We start from the raw sequence: 18,250 nt of genomic DNA on the forward strand, positions 1-18,250 counted from the left end.
CGGCGCGCGGCGCGGTGGCCGGCGGCGGCCTCAGGCGTCGAGGAAGTTCTTCAGCAGCGCGTGTCCGTGCTGGCTGAGGATCGACTCCGGGTGGAACTGCACGCCCTGGACGGGGTGCTCGCGATGGCGCAGGCCCATGATCTCCTCGCGGCTGCCGTCGTCGTTTTCGGTCCAGGCCGTGACTTCGAGGCAGTCCGGCAGGCCCGCCTGCTCCACCACCAGTGAATGGTAGCGCGTGGCCTCGTACCCGTCCGGCAACCCGGCGAACACACCGTTGCCGCTGTGGCGGATGGCCGAGGTCTTGCCGTGCATGATCCGGCCGGCGCGCACCACGCGGCCGCCGTAGGCCTGGCCGATGGCCTGGTGGCCGAGGCAGACGCCGAGGATCGGCGTGGTTGCACCCAGGCGCTCGATCACCTCCAGCGACACCCCCGCCTCGTTCGGCGTGCATGGGCCCGGCGAAATCACGATATGGCTCGGCGCGCGGCGCGCGATGTCGTCGACGGTCAGCGCATCGTTGCGCACCACCTCCACCTCGGCGCCCAGCACCTGCAGGTACTGCACGAGGTTGAAGGTGAAGCTGTCGTAGTTGTCGATCATCAGCAGCATGTGCGCCGCATCCAGTTGATTTGTCGGAGGTAGCCCGCTGCTTGCGGCCGGCCGTGCATCGGCATCCCGCGGCCACGGCGCTTGCGGGCAGCCCATTTTGCCCCGAACAGGCCCTTCGACGCGCGTTCACATTCGCTGTCCGCGGACGCCGCTAGCCTGCTCGGAGCGCGCTGCGGGCCGCACCGCGGCGCCGTCGACCGCAAAGGGGACCAACATCGCGAGCATCGCTTCCCGCGTCCCGCCGCTGCCGCGCACCCTGGCGGTACCCGTGCTGTTGGTGATGACGGGCTGCGCAGGCCCGCAGTCCACACTGGACCCGGCCGGCCCGGCCGCGGAAGCCATCGCCGGCATTTGGTGGGCGATGTTCTGGGGCGCGATGGCGGTATGGCTGCTGGTGATGGCGCTGGTGATCTGGGCGCTGTACCGCGGCCGCAATACGCGCGCGCTGGCGAAGCCGCAGCGGCTGATCGTCGGCGGCGGACTGGTGCTGCCGCCGGTGTTGTTGGCCGGGCTGCTGGTCTACGGCTCGCTGTCGAGCGCGCGCATCACCGGGCTCGGCCAGGAGGTCGATGCGCGCGTCGACGTGGTCGCCGGGCGCTGGCGCTGGCACTTCCGCTACTACGACGATGACGGCCATGTGGTGGCCGAATCGATGGACGTGCTGTCGATGCCGCGCGGGCGCCTGGTCGAGTTCCGCATCACCAGCGCCGACGTCATCCACTCGTTCTGGATCCCGCGCCTGGGCGGCAAGATCGACGCCGTTCCCGGGCGCGTCAACCGCCTGCGCCTGCGCGCCGATGGCGAGGGCCGCATCCGTGGCCAGTGCGCGGAGTACTGCGGGACCGGGCACACGATGATGGCTTTCGAAGTGGTGGTCCGCGACGACGCCGGTCACGCTGCCTGGCTCGCGCGCCAGGCTGGAGCCGGGGTCCCTGACGCGGTGGCGGCCGCCGACGCGACGGCCGTCGCGACGCTGGACGCGCTGGAACCGGGCGACGCCGTCCGCGTCAACGCCGTGCCCGGCGCCGGCGATGCCGGGCCGGAGCGGCCGGATCCGGCAGCGCGGCAGCTGGCGGCGCCTGACGCAGGCGACGATGACGCCGCGGGGTCATCGCAATGAGCCCTTCGCCCACCCCGGCAGTCACGCAGCACGACGAACGCCTGCAGGCCCTCCACGCCACCTGGGGCACCCCGCCGGGCTGGCGCGGCCGCCTGACCGCGGTCAACCACTCCACGATAGGCATGCGCTTCATCGTCACCGGGCTGGTGTTCTTCCTGGTCGGCGGCCTGCTGTCGATGTTCATCCGGCTGCAGCTGGCCTGGTTCGGCAACGAAGTGCTGGATCCGCAGCGCTACGCCGAATTCGTGACCATGCACGGCACCACGATGATGTTCCTGTTCGCGGTGCCGGTGATGGAGGGCTTCGCGCTGTACCTGGTGCCGAAGATGCTGGGCGCGCGCGACCTGCCTTTCCCGCGGCTCTCGGCCTTCGGCTACTGGTGCTACCTGTTCGGCGGCCTGTTCCTGTACTCCAGCTTCCTGTTCGATGCGGTGCCGGACTCGGGCTGGTTCATGTACGTGCCGCTGACCGACGCCACCTGGTCGCCCGGGCTCAACGCCGACTTCTGGCTGATCGGCGTGACCTTTTCCGAGATCGCGGCGGTGGCGGCTGCGGTGGAAATGATCGTCGCCATCCTCATCAGCCGCGCGCCCGGCATGGACCTGCGCCGCATGCCGCTGTTCGCGTGGGCGATGCTGGTGACGTCGTTCATGATCGTGTTCGGCTTCCCGCCGCTGATCCTCGCCAGCATCCTGCTCGAGATCCAGCGCGCGTTCGGCTTCGTGTTCTTCGACCCCGCGCTCGGTGGCGATCCGCTGCTGTGGCAGCACCTGTTCTGGCTGTTTGGACACCCGGAGGTCTACATCATCTTCCTGCCTGCGGCGGGCGTGGTGTCGATGGTGGTCTCGACCTTCGCGCGCAGGCCCATGGTCGGCTACACATGGATCGTGCTGGCCTTGGTGGCCACGGGCTTCCTCAGCTTCGGACTGTGGGTGCACCACATGTTCGCCGTCGGTATCCCGCTGCTGGCGCTGGCCTTTTTCAGCGCCGCGAGCATGGCGGTGGCGATCCCGATGGGCATCCAGGTGTTCGCGTGGATCGCGACGCTATGGGCCGGCAGGCCGTGGCTGCGGGTGCCGACGCTGTACCTGTTCGGCTTCTTCTTCGTCTTCGTGCCGGGCGGCCTGACCGGCGTGATGGTGGCGATGGTGCCCTTCGACTGGCAGGCGCACGACAGCCATTTCGTGGTCGCCCACCTGCACCACGTGCTGATCGGCGGGCTGATGTTCCCGCTGTTCGCGGGCCTGTACTACTGGCTGCCGCTGGCCAGCGGACGCGAGCCGTCGGAGAGCCTCAGCCGCACCGCGTTCTGGCTGGTCTTCATCGGCTTCAACATGACCTTCCTGCCGATGTACTTCACCGGCCTGCTGGGCATGCCGCGCCGCGCTTACACCTACCTGCCGGAGCTCGGCTTCCACTGGCTCAACCTGGTGTCCACCGCGGCGGGCTTCGTGCTGGCCGTGGGCATGGTGGCGGTGCTGCTGGACGTGGCGATGAGCTTCCGCCACGGGCCGCGCAGCCGGCGCAATCCCTGGCGCGCAGGCACGCTGGAGTGGGCGCTGGAGCATCCGGTGCCGAACTTCAACTTCGCCTCGGTGCCGCGCGTGCAGGGACGCGACCCGCTGTGGGCCGACCCCCTGCTCGCTGAAGCCAGCGCGCGGCCGGACGGACTGTTGGGCGATGCGCGCCATGGCGTGCGCGAGCTGATCGGCACCAGCCTCCTCGACGCGCGGCCGGAGCAGGTGATCCGCGTTTCCGGCCCAACCTGGATGCCGCTGCTGGCGGCACTGGTGCTGGCTGCGCTGCTGGCATGCTTCATCGCCAAGCTGTACTGGGCGGCGCTGGTCATGCTGCCGCCGCTGCTCGCGCTGCTGTGGCGCTGGGCGTGGACCACGGGTGATCCCGGTGGCCCGGACGCGGTCGAGGCCGAGCCCGGCCTGGTGCTGCCCACGCAGGGCGCCGCGCGCAACGCACCGGGCTGGTGGGCGCTGGTGATGTCGCTGCTGGTGGACGGGTCGCTGTTCGCCTCGCTGGTGTTCAGCTATTTCTACCTGTGGCTGGGCACGGAGGCCTGGCCGCCGCCAGGCATCGGCATCGCGGATTGGCCGGCGGCACTGGCATCACTCGCCCTGCTGCTTGGCTGCGCGGGCGCGACCTGGTTCGCGGCGCGGGCGTTGCGCCGCGGCGCAGCGAGGCAGGCGGCCGCTGGATGGATCCTTACCGCCACACTTGGCGCCGCGTTCATGGCCGCGCACGCGTGGGCGATGGCACCGACAGGCGCGCCCGGCGTGCACGCCTATGCCTCGGTCGCGTGGACGCTCGCCGGTTTCCACGCCGTGCACGTGGTGCTGGCGATGCTGTTCGCACTGTTCGTGGCGGCGCGGCTGCGGTACGGACTGGTCACCGCGGCGCGGCCGCTTGAAGCCCGCGTCACCGCCGCCCTGTGGCGCTACACCGTGGCCCAGGGCGTGCTGGCCTGGGGCGTACTGCACCTGTTCCCGAGGTTGGTATGAACGATGCAATTTCGCCCTATCGACTGACCGGCATAGGCCTCCCCATGGCGGTGTGGGCATTGCACCTGGTCGTGGTGTATTCGCTGCAGGGCGTGGCCTGCGCGGAGGGCCTCGACCAGATCCGTTTCGCAGGCTTCGAGGCGCTGGCCTGGTGGTTGGGCGCGCTGACGGTGGTCGCGCTCGCGATGCTCGCCTGGCTCGGCCTGCGCGCGTGGCGCGACTGGCACGCGGCGCGCGCGGACTCTTCCGCGCCGGAGATCGCCGCACGCCGTCGCTTCGCCGCGGCGGTGACGGGCGCGCTGTCGATCATGGCCGCGGTGGCGGTGTGCTTCACCACCATTCCCGTGCTGCTGCTGCCGGGCTGCGCCTGACATGCCCGCCCCCCTGCGCCCACCCGAACCGCCGCAGCTCAGCCGCACCGTCGAAAGCAAGGTGGCGATCCTGAAGCACCCGGTGCATCCGATGCTGGTGGTGTTCCCGATCGCTTTCCTGATCGTGGTTGCGCCCGCCGACCTGCTGTTCCTGTGGAGCGGCCTGCCGTTCTGGGCCCAGCTCGGCGCTGTGCTCAACGGCGCGGGCCTGGCCATGGGCCTGGTGGCCGGCGCGGTCGGCCTGGTTGACCTGCTGCTGATCCCGGTGGTGCGCCGGCACGTCTCGGCCTGGAGCCACGCGATGGCCGCGGTGATGCTGCTCGCGGTCGCGGCCGGCAACGCCTGGTTGCGCTGGCCCGACCCGGTGGCGGCGGTCTGGCCCTGGGGCCTGCTGCTGTCGTCGCTGATGGCGGCGCTGGTGGGCGTGGCCGGATGGCTGGGCGGTGGACTGAGCTTCCACCACGGCATCGGCGTGGCCGGCGGTGCCGGCGGGGATGACGAGGGGCCCGATGCGCCGCCGCGGGCCTGAGGCCGGCGCGCTCCCGTCCGCGGCTTCAGCGCGGGCCGGTGGCGACGCCCGGTGGAGGCGGCAGGTCGCCGACGGTGAGCGGCTTGGCGCCGGTGAGCGCTGCGATCGCCAGCAGGGCCAGCAGCGGCGCCCAGCCGAGGATCCGGTAGAAGGTGGCACCGTGGCGGCCACGCCCCTGGCCCAGCTGGTACAGCATCAGGCCCGCGTAGAGGTGCAGCATCACCACGGCGGCCACCAGCACCAGCTTCATCACCAGCCACGCGCCGGTGGGCCCGTAGGCGATCAGGGTCATGCCGGTGGCCACCACCACCAGCGCCGCCGGCGAGGCCACCCGGAAGAAGATGCGGTTGGCGACCACGGTGAAATAGCCGCCGGCCGCATCGCGCTCGCCGCGATGGTGCGCGACCATCAGCCGCGGCAGGAAGAACAGGCCCGCGAACCACAGGACCATCGCGGACACGTGCAGCATCTTCAGCCAGAAATACATGGCAACTCCCCAGGGGGTCCGGCGCAGTGTGGCCGCGGAGGCGCGAAGCGACCGTGTGCGCCGTCCGTCGCAGCCGCGAGGCTCGTGTCGCGGGAGCGCGTCGGGCCACGCGCCCTCGCCTGCGTGTGCAGTCTGGCCGCGATGGCCGGACCCGCGTTCGCGCACCAGGGCCACGACCACCCGCCCACGCTTGCCACCGCGTGGACGCCGACGCCCTGGCTGCTGCTGCCGCTGGCGGCGTGGATCCTGCTGTATGCCTTCGGCCTGTCGCGGCTGTGGCGGCGCGCGGGCGTGGGCACCGGCGTCGGCGTTGGCGGGGCCGCCGTGGCGGCGGCCGGCGTCGTCGTGCTCCTGCTCTCGACCACCTGGCCGCTGGACGCCTATGGCGAATGGTCGCTGGCGGCGCACATCGCCCAGCACATGCTGCTGCTCGCCTTCGTGCCGCCGCTGCTGCTGGCCGGCAAGCCGCTGGCGGTCGCGGCGCACGCGCTGCCGGTGCGCGCCTCGGCCTGGCTGCACCGGCGCCTGGGCGCGGCGTCGACGGCCGCCGCCGGCTCACTGACCGCGGCGTCGGTGGTCCACGGCGCGGTGCTCTGGGGCTGGCACCTGCCGGTCGCCACCACCGCGGCACTGGAAAGCGATCCGGTGCATTGGGCGATGCACGGCACCTTCCTCGCCTCGGGCCTCTGGCTGTGGGCGGCAATGTGGCGGCGCATCCGCGACCCGCACGTGGGCTCCGGCGCGGGCGTGGTGGCGATGGTGGCGGTGATGATGCAGATGGGCTTCCTCGGCGCGCTGCTGACCTTCGCCACCCGGCCGCTGTATCCGATCTATGCCGAACGCGCGCCGCAGCTGGGCCTGGACGTCATGGCCGACCAGCAGCTGGCCGGCGTGCTGATGTGGGTGCCGAGCTGCATCCCCTACCTGTTCGGCGCGATGTGGCTGCTGTGGCACGGCTTCGCCCGGCTGTCGCGACGACTGCGTTGAGCAGCGCGAGCCGTGCGGCCCCTGCGGTCACCTCGCGTCCGGCGGATCCACCGTCGCATCGATCCGCTGCCACGGATGGGGCCAGTGGCCATAGCCCGGCGACGCGTAGTCGTCGGGCGCGGAGACATCCACCACGCCCATGGCGGCCATGTCCGTGATCGACAGCGTCCAGTCGCAACGGCAACCCTGCTGCTGGCCGATGACGGTGATGCGCGGATCCACGCCCAGCCGCTCATAGAACCGGGCCTGCATTTCCTGCGCCTCGCGCAGCCAGGCACGTGTGAACCGACGTACTTGCCAGCGTTCGAACGCCGAAAGTGGCCGCCCGAGTTGCGCCTCGGCCCGCGACAGGTCGAAACTCCCGAACAGCCCGTCCTGGATGAGCGAGCCGTGCCACAGCACCAGGGTGCCGGACTCGATGGTCTTGCGTCGCCCTGCCGGGAAGACGTAATTCGCGCAGGACGAAAGGCAGACGTCGCCGGACACCCGCACGTCCAGGCCACGCGCGTTGATCATGTTCCCGAAGTGCATGCCGGCTTCGACGTCGCCGCCGACGGAGTTCACCACGACCTCGCGGACCTGGGGCGAGGCTTCAAGAAGGCCGCGGACGCGCGCGACAGCGTCGAGGTCGATGCCGCCGACGAAATGCAGGCGCTCTCCAGAGACGCGCACCGTTGCCGGCTCGGTCGCGGCCGGACCGTATTCCGTCGCGCTTGCAGCCGTCGCTTCGGCGGCGAAAGCCAGCACCATCGTCGCCACGCACCGCCACGACGTCATGGCGACGCGCCGGACCCAGGCTGTGGCGCACGGCGGATTCAGAGCCCGCCGGCCGCCTGCGCCACGGCGCGGAACAGCGCGCGGCCCTTGCTCATCGTCTCTTCCCACTCCTTCACCGGGTCGGAGTCGTAGACGATGCCGGCGCCGGCCTGGACGTGCAGGTGGCCGTCCTGGATCACTGCGGTGCGGATCGCGATCGCCATGTCGGCGTCGCCGTTCCAGGCGATGTAGCCGATGCTGCCGGCATAGACGTTGCGCTTGATCGGCTCGAGCTCGCGGATGATCTCCAGCGCGCGGATCTTGGGCGCTCCGCTGACCGTGCCCGCGGGAAATGTCGCACGCAGCACATCGGCATACGACAGGCCGCCGCGCACCTTGCCGGTGACCTCGCTGACGATGTGCATGACGTGGCTGTAGCGCTCGACCACGAACTGCTCGCCGACCTCGACCGTGCCCGGCTCCGAGACGTGGCCGACATCGTTGCGTCCGAGGTCGATCAGCATCAGGTGCTCGGCGCGCTCCTTGGGGTCGGCCAGCAGCTCGGCTTCCAACGCGGCGTCCTCGGCCGGCGTGGCGCCGCGCGGACGGGTGCCGGCGATCGGGCGCACGGTGATTTCGCCGCCCTGCATGCGCACCAGGATCTCGGGCGAACTGCCGACCACCTGGGTGCCGCCGACGTCGAGGAAATACATGTAGGGCGACGGATTGAGCGCCCGCAGCGCGCGGTAGACATCGACCGGCCGCGCCTGGAATGGCACCGACAGCCGCTGCGACAGCACCACCTGGAACACATCACCGCCGGCGATGTACTCCTTCACCTTCGCCACCGCGTCGATGAATCCGTCGCGGGTGAAGCCGGAGACGAAGTCGCCCTCGTCCATCGCCGCCGGATGCAGGGTTTCCGGATAGCCGGTGCCCGCCTGGCGCAGGCGGTGCACCAGCGCATCCAGCCTGCGTTGCGCGCGCGCCAGCGCCTGCGGCTGGCGCGGATCTGCGTGCACCACCAGGTACAGCCGACCCTTGAGGTTGTCGAACACGGCCAGCTCGTCGCACTGCATCAGCAGGATGTCGGGCGTGCCGAGGTCGTCGCGCAGGCCGGCGTCGGCGGCCAGGCGCGGCTCGATGTAGCCGATGGTCTCGAAGCCGAACCAGCCCACCAGCCCGCCGCTGAAACCGGGCAGGCCTTCGATCTCGGGCACCGAGTGCTCCGCGCGCAGGCGCTCGACCTCGGCGAAGGGATCGGCGATCTCGCGCTCGTCCACGATCTCGCCGTGCTCGCGCAGCGCGTAGCGCAGCCCGCGGAATTCATGCACGCGCGTGGCCGGCAGGCCGATGATCGAGTACCGGCCGAAGCGCTCACCGCCCTCGACCGATTCGAACAGGCAGCTGTGCGGGCCGTCGGCCAGCTTCAGGTAGACCGACAGCGGCGTGTCGAGGTCGGACAGCACCTCGCGCAGCACCGGGATGCGGGTGTGGCCGGCGTCGGCATGCTGCTGGAACTGGTCGGGGGTCATCGTGGCTCCGTGGGGGACGGGTCGGCGTCGCCCGGCGCGAGCAGCGCGCAGCCGGACGGCAGGTGCATGCGCAGCCGGCGGGCGACCGCTTCGACGCGGACGCGGCGGCCTTCCACCGGCTCGCCGTCGAGGTTGAACACCATCGGCTGCGCGGCTTCGATCTCCAGCCACGGCAGGCGCGCGCGTACGGCCACGCGCTCGAGCGCGGCGCCGCGCCCCTCCGCCAGCACCGTGCCGAGCGTGGCCGCGACCTCGCCCTCGAGGTCGGGGACGACGGTGACGTCGAGCAACCCGTCGTCGACCAGGGCATCGGGACACAGCGCCTGGCCGCCACCGGCCTGGCGGCCGTTGCCGATGCCCAGGGCGATGAATCCGCCTTCCCACTCGAAGCCGGGTCCGCGCAGGCGTGCGGCGATCGGGTCGATGCGCCCGAGGCGCGCCAGCCCCGTCACCAGGTAGGCCAGGCCGCCCAGCAGCTTCTTCAGGCCTTCATCCGTGTCGAGCGTGACCTGGGTGCCGAAGCCGGCGCTGGCCATGTTGACCGCCCAGTGCGTACCGTCGCTGCTCTCCAGCCGCAGCAGGTCGATGTCGAGCGCGGGCTCCGCCAGCAGCAGCTCGAGCGCGGCCAGCGGCACGTCGGGGAGACCCGCGGCCGCGGCGAAGTCGTTGGCCGTGCCCATCGGCACCAGCCCCAGCGCAGGCAGCGCGCCGTCCCCCGAATCCCGCTCCGCCAGCGCGGTCGCGACTTCGCTCAGCGTGCCGTCGCCGCCGGCGGCAACGATCGCGTCAACGCCGTTCGCGACCGCGGTGTCCACGCAACGCGCGCCGTCCCCGGGCTCCCAGGTCACGCGCACGTCGATGTGCACGCCACGCTTGCGGATCGCGTCCACCGCTTCGCGCAGCGCGTCGTCGCCCGCGGCCTTGCCGTTGATGACCAGCAGCCAGCGAGGCGCGCTCATGCCTGCAGCCCGACGCTGCGATCGCGGCCTGGGCGGCTGCTCACGGGGCGGCCGCACCGCTGGCCTGCGCGACCTCACGGCGCATCCGCGAAATCACGCCGGCATAGTCCGGCTTGCCGAAGATCGCCGACCCGGCGACGAAAGTGTCCGCCCCCGCGGCCGCGATCGCGCCGATGTTGTCGGGCTTCACCCCGCCGTCGATCTCCAGGCGCACCTCGCGCCCGCTGGCGTCGATGCGCTCGCGCACCTTGCGCAGCTTGTCGAGCGCGGAAGGGATGAAGGCCTGGCCACCAAAGCCCGGGTTCACCGACATCAGCAGCACCAGGTCGAGCTCGTCGAGCACGTAGTCCAGCACATCGACCGGCGTGGCGGGGTTCAGCACCAGGCCCGGCTTGCAACCGGCGGCGCGGATCAGCTGGATCGTGCGGTGCACGTGGCTGCTGGCTTCCGGATGGAAGCTGATCAGCGTCGCGCCCGCTTCGGCGAAGTCACCGACGATGCGATCCACCGGCGACACCATCAGGTGCACGTCGATCGGCGCGGTGACGCCGTGTTTACGCAGCGCGCTGCAGACCAGCGGGCCGATGGTCAGGTTGGGCACGTAATGGTTGTCCATCACGTCGAAATGCACCCAGTCGGCGCCGGAGGCAAGGACGTTGTCGACCTCCTCGCCCAAGCGCGCAAAGTCGGCGGAAAGGATGGACGGGGCGATGACGGTCGGCAGCATGGCGGGCTCGCAGGCAGGTGGGCGGCCGGTGGCCCCGCGCCTCGGCTGCGCCCGTTCCGCGGGCCCGCGCCGGGGCGCGCACGGACGCACCAGGACCGCCGATTCTACCGGCCGCTGCGGCGCTTGTTCCGGATCCGGTCGTAGGCCTGGTTGATCTCGGCCGCGCGCCGCTGCGCCTGTTCAAGCAGTTCGGGCGCGGCGCCGGTCATGCGGTCGGGATGGTACTGGGCCATCAGCCGGCGATAGGCGAGGTCGACCTCGGCTTCGCTGGCCTCCGGACCCAGGCCGAGGACGCTCCAGGCACCGTGGTCGGCGCGCCGGAACCAGTCGCTGTCGAACGCGTGCCCGATCAGCAGGCCGATGAGGCCGCCGGCCGGGTGCCGCATCAGCAGCCAACCGGCGACGAATCCGAGGAGTTTTCCATACCATCGCTTCATGCGCCTGATTCTAGCGTCACGGGTCGCGCAAACACCGCGCATCGCTACAATGCTCGCCCGACGGCTGCGATACGACCCATGGCCACGACCCTGCTCGAAGCCCACCTGCCCGGGCTCGAACTGCTCCACCGCGGCAAGGTCCGCGACGTGTACGCGCTCCCGGCCGGCCGCGGCCCGGACGCGTTCGGACCGCTGCTGCTGATGGTCGCCACCGACCGCCTCAGCGCCTTCGACGTGGTCCTGCCCGACCCCATCCCCGGCAAGGGCGAGATGCTCAGCCAGGTGTCGAACTTCTGGTTCGAGCTGACCGAGCACCTGGTGCGCAACCACCTCACCGGCATCGACGTGGCCACCGTGCTGCCCGAAGGCGTGGATGCGGAGGCCTACCGCCTGCGGTCGGTGGTCACCCGGCGCCTGAAGCCGGTCCCGGTGGAAGCCATCGCCCGCGGCTATCTCATCGGCAGCGGCTGGAAGGACTACCAGCGCACCGGGCGCGTGAGCGGAATCGCCCTGCCCGACGGCCTGCGCCAGGCGGAAAAGCTGCCGCAGCCGATCTTCACTCCCTCGACCAAGGCCGCCGCCGGCGACCATGACGAGAACATCGACTTCGACACCATGGTGCGCACGATCGGCGCCGAGCTGGCCGAGCAGGTGCGCGACGCGACCCTGCGCCTCTACGCCTTCGCCGCCGAGTACGCGGCCGAGCGCGGCATCATCCTGGCCGACACCAAGTTCGAGTTCGGCACCGATGCCGACGGCCGCCTGTACGTGATGGACGAGATGCTCACGCCCGACTCTTCGCGCTACTGGCCAGCCGACGCCTACGAAGTCGGCACCAGCCCGCCGAGCTACGACAAGCAGTTCGTACGCGACTGGCTAGAGACGCAGGACTGGGACAAGACCGCGCCCGGACCGCACCTGCCGGCGGAAGTGATCGAGCGCACGCGCGCGAAGTACGCCGAAGCGCTGCAGCGGCTGGCCGGCATCGACATCGACGCGGGCGCGAAGGCCGGCTGAGCCCACCACCCCGCCCCCGTCCTGTAGGAGCAGCTATAGCTGCTCATACGGGGAAGGTTCGGTCTGGTGGAGGCCGGCGGCGCGCAGTGCGCCGGTGATGGCGGTGCGGGCGGTGTCCAGTGCTTCGGTTCGCGGAACGATCCGGGCTCGACGGTCGAGGGTCTGGGCCAGGCCTTGCGCCACCAGCTCGGCATGCGCGGCGGCCAGCGCTTCGACGGTAGCCGCATCAAGCAGGCCGGCCTCGCGGCAGGCGGCGATCAGCCCGCGCGTGGAGCGCGGCTCCAGCAGGCCCGGATGCTCCGCCGCGTGCCCAAGCACCAGCGCCTGCAGCAGGAACTCCAGGTCCACCAGCCCGCCCTCGCCCTGTTTCAGATCGAACAGGCCGTCGCGGCCACGGTCGAGTTCGCTGCGCATGCGCGCGCGCATCGCCGCCACCTCGGCGGCCAGGACCGGCCAGTCGCGCGGCCGCCCCAGCGCCGCCGCACGCACGCCTTCGAATGCCTCGCACAGGCCCGCATCACCAGCCGCACAGCGCGCGCGCACCAGCGCCTGGTGTTCCCAGGTCCAGGCGCGCTCGCGCTGGTATTCGCCATAGGCCGAGAGCGATGACACCAGCAGGCCGCTGCCACCGTCCGGGCGCAGGCGGACGTCGACTTCGTACAGGCGGCCGGCGCCGGTGACCGTGCCCAGCAGCAGCACGATCTTCTGCGCGAAGCGCGCGAACCAGCGCTGCGCCTCCAGCGGACGCGGGCCATCGGACAGGGCATCGGCGGGCGCGTCGTACAGGAACACCAGGTCGAGGTCGGAGCCGACGCCAAGTTCCTCCCCGCCCAGGCTGCCGTAGCCGATGGCTGCGAACGGTGCATCGGCCACCACGCCGTGCGCGGCGCGCATCTCGCGCTCCGCGAGCGCGACCACGGTGGCGAGCACGCCGTCGGCCAGCAACGCCAGCTGGTGTGCACTGTCGACGGCCGCCATGCGTCCGTCCAGCGTGGCCAGCGCGATGCGGAAGCTCAGGGCCTGGCGGGTCTCGTTGAGCGTGAACAACGCGCCCTCGATGTCATCGCGCTGCAGCGCGGCCGCGCAGGCGGCATCGATCTGCCCGCGCCCGGGCATCGGTCCTTCCACGCGCGCGTCCAGCAGCTCGTCCAGCAGCAGCGGGTGCGCGGCCACGCGCTCGGCGAGGAAGGCGCTGCGCGTGACCAGGTCGGTCAGCCGCGCCAGCGCCGCGGGCTGCTCGTCGAGCAGCGCCAGGTAGCTGGCGCGGCGCAGGATGTTGTGCAGCAGCGCCAGCAACCGGCGCATCGCCTGCAGCGGGCGGTCGGCCGGCGCGCTGGCCTGCAGCATCACCGGCATCACCCGGTCCAGGCGCGCGCGTACGGCGTCGGAGAGTTCGCGCACGCTGGGCGAGCGCACGAAGTCGCGCAGCGCGGCGTCGACCTCTCCCTGGTCGCCGAAGCCGGCCGCGGCCAGCACGCCGGCGTCGCCGCCCTCGGGCAGTGCGCGCCAGTAGCCGGCGAGATCGCCGCTGACCGCGCCGCGCGACTCGTCGCGATGCGCAAGCAGGGCGTCGAACTCGGCCGCCACGCGCTCGCGCCGCGGTTCCAGTTCGGCGAGCAGCGCCTCCCAGTCGGCATGCCCCAGGCCACCGGCGATGCGCAGCCGGTCCAAGGGCTCGACGGGCAGCACGTGGGTCTGCGCATCGCGCAGCATCTGCAGCCGGTTCTCGATCCGGCGCAGGAACAGATAGGCGTCGGCGAGATCGGCCGCGGCATCGGGCCCGACCTGGCGCGCGATGCGCAGGGCGTCGAGCATGGGCAGCAGGCTGCGGCCGCGAAGCGCCCCCTCGCGCCCGCCGCGGATCAGCTGCAGCGCCTGCACAAGGAACTCGATCTCGCGGATGCCGCCGGGCCCGCGCTTGATGTCGTCGGCCAGGTCCTTGCGCGCGACCTCGGCGGCGATCGCGGCCTTCATCTCGCGCAGCCCGGCCAGGGCGCCGTAGTCGAGGTAGCGGCGGTAGACGAAGGGCCGCAGCGCCACCAGGAAGCGCTCGCCGGCGTCGATGTCGCCGGCCACCGGTCGCGCCTTCTGCCAGGCGTAGCGCTCCCAGTCGCGGCCCTCGCGCTGGAAGTACTGCTCCATCGCCGCGAAGCTCAGCGCCACCCGGCCGGCGTTGCCGAAGGGACGCAGGCGCAGGTCGACGCGGTGGCAGAAGCCGTCGGCGGTCTGTTCGTCGAGCAGCTTCGCCAGCGCGCGTCCCAGGCGGGCGAAGTATTCCTCGGCGGCGAGCGGGCGCGGGCCGTCGCTTTCGCCGGCTTCGGCATAGGCATAGACCAGGTCGACGTCGGAACTGAAATTCAGTTCGCCGCCGCCGAGCTTGCCCAGCGCGAACACCACCAGGCTGACCGGCGCGCCGCTGCCATCGCGGACCACGCCGTGGCGCGCGGCAAGCCCGGTTTCCAACGCGGCCAACCCGAGCTGCAGGCAGGTCTCGGCCAGGTGCGTGCTCCCGGCCAGGGTGTCGGCCACCCCATCCAGCCCGTTCAGGTCGCGCCAGACCAGGCGCGCGGACGCTGCGCGGCGGTAGCCACGCAGCTGGCCCGGCCAGGCCTCGGGGGCATCGGGGGCAAGCCGCGGCGGCGCGATTGGCGCGGACGGATCATCCAGCAGCGCTTCCAGCACCTGCGGCTGGCGCGCGAAGACCTCGGCCGCGAAGTCACTCGCGGATACCACCCGCCGCAGGGATTCGCCGCCACGCTCGGCCAGGCCGGCCTGCAGGCGCGCCAATGAGCGGTCAACGTGGGCGCGGAGCGCGGCGTCTTCGCCTTCGGGGGTCACCAGGTCCATCTGCCGATTGTGGCATCGCCTCGACCTGCCGCCATTGCATGCCGGGGATGGAGACGGAAAAGGTTCTTTTCCTGATTGAGGGGCTTTCGGTTGATGCTCCGGGAGGGAACACGCGCCCGCTCCTGATCTCCGTCCCGAAGCAGGAAAACTCCACGGCCCGTCCCGTGCACAGGGGGTGTGCGTACAGCCGGCCATGGATGGCCGGCGGCCGGCCTTGGGAGCAGGACGCGGACAGGCCGGGGGAGCACACCCCCTGTGTGCGGGACGGGCAGCGAAAATCAGGACGGAGCAACTCCCGGCGCAACAACGCTCCAACTGTCACGTCAGCCCCCGGGGCCTCGAGAAGAGCCAGCCGCTCTGCCGGGCCGGCATACGCCTCTCCCTCAGCCGGGAGAAGAGACCAAAAAAAGCCCGAAGCGGCGGACCGCTTCGGGCTTTGCTCCCTCCCCCACGTCGGGTGCAGGACGATCGTGAAGGAAACGTTATGCAAGTTGCACGCTGCAGCGCAAAACGAAACTCGCCAGTTCAGGAACTATTCCGGGAATCGGCGGCGTCCCAGGTCGCGCAGCATTTCGCGGGCGGCGTTGCGACCCGGCAGGCCGGTGACGCCGCCGCCCGGATGCGTTCCGGAGCCGCACAGGTAAAGTCCCGGGAGTGCGCCGCGGTAGTTTCCCTGGCCCAGCAACGGGCGTGCGGAGAACAGCTGGTCCAGGCCCAGCGAGCCGTGGAAGATGTCGCCGCCGACCAGGCCGAAGCGGCGCTCCAGGTCGAGCGGCGACAGCGCTTCGTAGCCGAGGACGCTGCGCGCGAAGTTGGGCGCGACGCCGTCCACCGTATCGATCATCAGCCGGGCCACGGTGTCGCGATGCAGGTCCCAGCCGCCGTCGACGTCCGGGTTCACGTGCTGGCAGAACAGGCTGGCGACGTGCCGGCCGGCCGGAGCCAGGCTGTCGTCGAGGGTCGAGGAGATGACCAGTTCCACGATCGGTGCGCGCGACCACCCGGCGTTGTGCTCTTTCGACTTCGCATCGAAATACGCCTGCTCGAAGTAGCGCAGCGAAGGCCCGACCAGGATGCCGCTCTGGTGGTGCGGCTGCAGCTGCGTGCCGGGCGACGCGGTGAAGTCCGGCAGCTCCGACAGCGCCACGTTCATGCGGAAGGTGCCCGAGGCGCAGCGGTAGCGTGCGATGCGCTGCGCGGTGTCGTCGTCGAGGTGCTGGCGCGGCACCAGCTTCGTGTACAGCAGCTTCGGATTGAGGTTGCTGGCGAGCATCTTCGCGCGCAGTTCGCGACCGTCGGCCAGGGCCACGCCCACGGCGCGACCGCCTTCCACCAGCACTTGCGCGACCTCGGCGCCGGTCTCGACCACCACGCCACGCGCGGCGCACTCCGCGGCCATCGCCTGGGTGATCGCGCCCATGCCACCAATGGCATGCCCCCACGCGCCCTGCTTGCCGTTGACCTCGCCGAAGACGTGGTGCAGCAGCACGTAGGCACTGCCCGGCGTGTAGGGGCTGGCGAAATTTCCGACCACCGAGTCCCAGCCCAGCGCGGCCTTCAGCGGTTCGGACTCGAACCAGTGGTCGAGCAGTTCGCCGGCGGACTTGGTGAACAGGTCCAGCAGGTCGCGGCGGCCGCGCATGTCGAGGTGGCGCAGGCGGCGCACGACGGACACCGACGCCAGCCAGTCGGCGAGCACGAAGCCGTCGGACACGTTCGGCGGCGTCAGCAGCATCAGCTCGCGCAGCACCGCGACCACGCGATCCAGCATCGCGAAGTACTGCGGCAGCCGTTCGGCATCGCGCGCCGACCACCGGGCCACCTCCGCCGCGCCGTGCTCGCCGCCCAGGCGGAAGGCGCGGCCATCGGGCAGCGGCAGGAAATTCGAGAACGGCCGCTCGACCACGCGCAGGCCGTGCTCGGCCAGGCGCAGGTCGGCGATCACCAGCGGGTTGAGCAGGCTCACCGTGTAGCTGGCGACCGAGTTGCGGAAGCCGGGATGGAACTCCTCGGTCACCGCGGCACCGCCGACGATGCCGCGACGCTCCAGCACCCGCACTTTCAGCCCGGCGCCGGCAAGGTAGGCGGCGCAGACCAGACCGTTGTGGCCGCCACCGATGATCAGGACGTCGTCGGTCGCGGTCATCGGCACGTCAGGCCTTCGCGCTCGCGGTTGGGGCGCGTGCGGCCAGCAGCGCTTCCACCTCGTCGGCCAGGCGGGCGGCTGCGTCGGGGCGCCCAAGGCGCGCAGCCGCCGCGGCAGCTTCGGCAAGGCGCACACTGTCCGGCTGCGACACGGGGCCTGCGCCCGATCGCGCACTGGTGCCGGCGCCGGCGAACAGTTCCCGCAGTCGCGCCGCCAAGGCTTCGGCGGTGAAGCCGCCATCATCCTCGCGCATGCACCAGCCTGCGCCGAGTCGCTCGAGCGCTTCGGCGTTGCCGCGCTGCTCGTCGCGCGAACCACCCTGCGGGATCGGCACCAGGATCGCCGGGCGCCCGACCACCAGCAGGTCGGCGATCGTGGTCGCGCCGGCGCGGGTGATGACCAGGTGGGCATCACGCAGGCGCGCGGCCATGTCGTCGAAGAACGGCTGCAGGTCGACGTCGATGCCGGCGCAGCGCAGTTGCTCCGCAACCGCATCGGCATCATCGCCTCGGTACTGCAGCGACATCTTCAATCGCGCGCGCAGTGCATCCGGCAAGGCCAGCAGGGCGGGCGGCACCACGCGGCCGAATACCGCGGCGCCCTGGCTGCCGCCCACCACCAGCAGGCGCAGCGGGACACCGTCGGACAGCGGCGGATACGGCGCCCGCGCAGCCTCGAGGATGCTGGCACGCACCGGATTGCCGGTCTCGACCAGCTTGCCGCGTGCCGCGTCCTCCACGCCGCCGAGGTCACCGAACGACGTCGCCACGCGATCGGCGAAGCGCAGCAGCTGGCGGTTGGCCATGCTCAGCCGCGAGCCCTGCTCATGCAGCAGCAGCGGCAGGCCGAGGCTGCGCGCGGCCAGCGCCGGCGCGAAGCTTGGATAGCCGCCGAAGCCGGCCAGCAGGCCGACGCCGCGGCGCTTCATGTCCGCGCGCGCGGTGGCCGCGGCGCGCAGGATCACCATGGCCGCCGCGAGCTTGCCGCCGACGCCACCCGCCAGGCTGCGCGCCGGCAGCACCAGATGCGGCAGCCCTTCCAGCGCCTGCGTGAACCGCGCGCCGCGTTCTTCGGTGTACAGCACCACGCCATGCCCGCGCGCCTGCAGCTCACGCGCGAGGGCCTCGGCCGGGAACAGGTGGCCACCGGTGCCTCCGGCGGCCAGGCCGATCGTCGCGCGCCCCGGGCGCTGGTCATCACTGTGCATGCA

The 18,250-nt window shown here is 71.5% G+C and carries 16 protein-coding genes; 6 read left to right on the forward strand and 10 right to left on the reverse strand.

Annotated features, from left to right (window positions below):
• Positions 1–30 precede the first annotated feature (30 nt).
• A complete protein-coding gene (locus ACW7GZ_RS02785; RefSeq protein ID WP_457007680.1) occupies positions 31–609 on the reverse strand; it encodes an anthranilate synthase component II in 579 nt (192 codons plus the stop codon).
• Positions 610–889: 280 nt separating this feature from the next.
• Here ACW7GZ_RS02785 and coxB point away from each other — a divergent pair, with 280 nt between their 5' ends.
• The 4 genes from coxB to ACW7GZ_RS02805 are packed head-to-tail and all read left to right on the forward strand — an operon-like array spanning position 890 to position 5,142.
• Positions 890–1,729, forward strand: coding sequence for a cytochrome c oxidase subunit II (coxB, locus tag ACW7GZ_RS02790; protein WP_457007682.1), 840 nt, complete (start codon positions 890–892; stop codon positions 1,727–1,729).
• On the forward strand, positions 1,726–4,242 hold the full coding sequence (gene ctaD, locus ACW7GZ_RS02795) for a cytochrome c oxidase subunit I (protein ID WP_457007684.1): 2,517 nt from the start codon (positions 1,726–1,728) through the stop codon (positions 4,240–4,242). The genes coxB and ctaD overlap by 4 nt, the downstream gene beginning before the upstream one ends.
• Positions 4,239–4,613, forward strand: a complete 375-nt coding sequence (locus tag ACW7GZ_RS02800) for a hypothetical protein (protein WP_457007686.1) — start codon at positions 4,239–4,241, stop codon at positions 4,611–4,613. Before ctaD ends, ACW7GZ_RS02800 begins: the two co-directional genes overlap by 4 nt.
• 1 nt (position 4,614) lies before the next feature.
• Entirely contained in the window at positions 4,615–5,142 is a 528-nt protein-coding gene (locus tag ACW7GZ_RS02805) for a DUF2231 domain-containing protein (protein ID WP_457007688.1), read from the forward strand.
• Between the two features lie 25 nt (positions 5,143–5,167).
• Here ACW7GZ_RS02805 and ACW7GZ_RS02810 read toward each other — a convergent pair whose 3' ends face one another.
• Positions 5,168–5,629 (reverse strand): CopD family protein, encoded by a 462-nt coding sequence (locus ACW7GZ_RS02810; RefSeq protein WP_457001103.1) that lies wholly within the window; start codon positions 5,627–5,629, stop codon positions 5,168–5,170.
• 141 nt (positions 5,630–5,770) lie between these two features.
• On the opposite strand from ACW7GZ_RS02810, the gene ACW7GZ_RS02815 reads away from it, so the two are divergent.
• Positions 5,771–6,616: a cytochrome c oxidase assembly protein gene (locus tag ACW7GZ_RS02815; protein WP_457007690.1), complete on the forward strand. Its 846-nt coding sequence runs from the start codon at positions 5,771–5,773 to the stop codon at positions 6,614–6,616.
• 27 nt (positions 6,617–6,643) lie between these two features.
• On the opposite strand, the gene ACW7GZ_RS02820 is transcribed toward ACW7GZ_RS02815, so the two are convergent.
• The 5 genes from ACW7GZ_RS02820 to ACW7GZ_RS02840 form a co-directional block, all read right to left on the reverse strand.
• Positions 6,644–7,393, reverse strand: coding sequence for a hypothetical protein (locus tag ACW7GZ_RS02820; protein WP_457007691.1), 750 nt, complete (start codon positions 7,391–7,393; stop codon positions 6,644–6,646).
• 38 nt (positions 7,394–7,431) lie between these two features.
• Positions 7,432–8,907 (reverse strand): anthranilate synthase component I, encoded by a 1,476-nt coding sequence (gene trpE, locus ACW7GZ_RS02825; protein WP_457007693.1) that lies wholly within the window; start codon positions 8,905–8,907, stop codon positions 7,432–7,434.
• Positions 8,904–9,866, reverse strand: coding sequence for a lipid kinase YegS (gene yegS / locus ACW7GZ_RS02830; protein ID WP_457007695.1), 963 nt, complete (start codon positions 9,864–9,866; stop codon positions 8,904–8,906). The genes trpE and yegS overlap by 4 nt, the downstream gene beginning before the upstream one ends.
• A gap of 40 nt (positions 9,867–9,906) precedes the next feature.
• On the reverse strand, positions 9,907–10,593 hold the full coding sequence (gene rpe, locus ACW7GZ_RS02835) for a ribulose-phosphate 3-epimerase (protein WP_457007697.1): 687 nt from the start codon (positions 10,591–10,593) through the stop codon (positions 9,907–9,909).
• A gap of 104 nt (positions 10,594–10,697) precedes the next feature.
• Positions 10,698–11,030, reverse strand: coding sequence for a J domain-containing protein (locus ACW7GZ_RS02840; RefSeq protein WP_457001091.1), 333 nt, complete (start codon positions 11,028–11,030; stop codon positions 10,698–10,700).
• Between the two features lie 78 nt (positions 11,031–11,108).
• Between ACW7GZ_RS02840 and ACW7GZ_RS02845 the strand changes: the two genes are divergently transcribed.
• Entirely contained in the window at positions 11,109–12,047 is a 939-nt protein-coding gene (locus tag ACW7GZ_RS02845) for a phosphoribosylaminoimidazolesuccinocarboxamide synthase (protein WP_457001089.1), read from the forward strand.
• 33 nt (positions 12,048–12,080) lie between these two features.
• On the opposite strand, the gene glnE is transcribed toward ACW7GZ_RS02845, so the two are convergent.
• The 3 genes from glnE to ACW7GZ_RS02860 form a co-directional block, all read right to left on the reverse strand.
• A complete protein-coding gene (glnE, locus tag ACW7GZ_RS02850) occupies positions 12,081–14,894 on the reverse strand; it encodes a bifunctional [glutamate--ammonia ligase]-adenylyl-L-tyrosine phosphorylase/[glutamate--ammonia-ligase] adenylyltransferase (RefSeq protein ID WP_457007699.1) in 2,814 nt (937 codons plus the stop codon).
• 532 nt (positions 14,895–15,426) lie between these two features.
• Positions 15,427–17,040, reverse strand: coding sequence for a phytoene desaturase family protein (locus ACW7GZ_RS02855; protein ID WP_457007701.1), 1,614 nt, complete (start codon positions 17,038–17,040; stop codon positions 15,427–15,429).
• 7 nt (positions 17,041–17,047) lie between these two features.
• Positions 17,048–18,247, reverse strand: coding sequence for a UDP-N-acetylglucosamine--N-acetylmuramyl-(pentapeptide) pyrophosphoryl-undecaprenol N-acetylglucosamine transferase (locus ACW7GZ_RS02860; RefSeq protein WP_457007703.1), 1,200 nt, complete (start codon positions 18,245–18,247; stop codon positions 17,048–17,050).
• Between the last annotated feature and the right edge of the window lie 3 nt (positions 18,248–18,250).

It is taken from the genome of Luteimonas sp. A537, assembly GCF_054052065.1.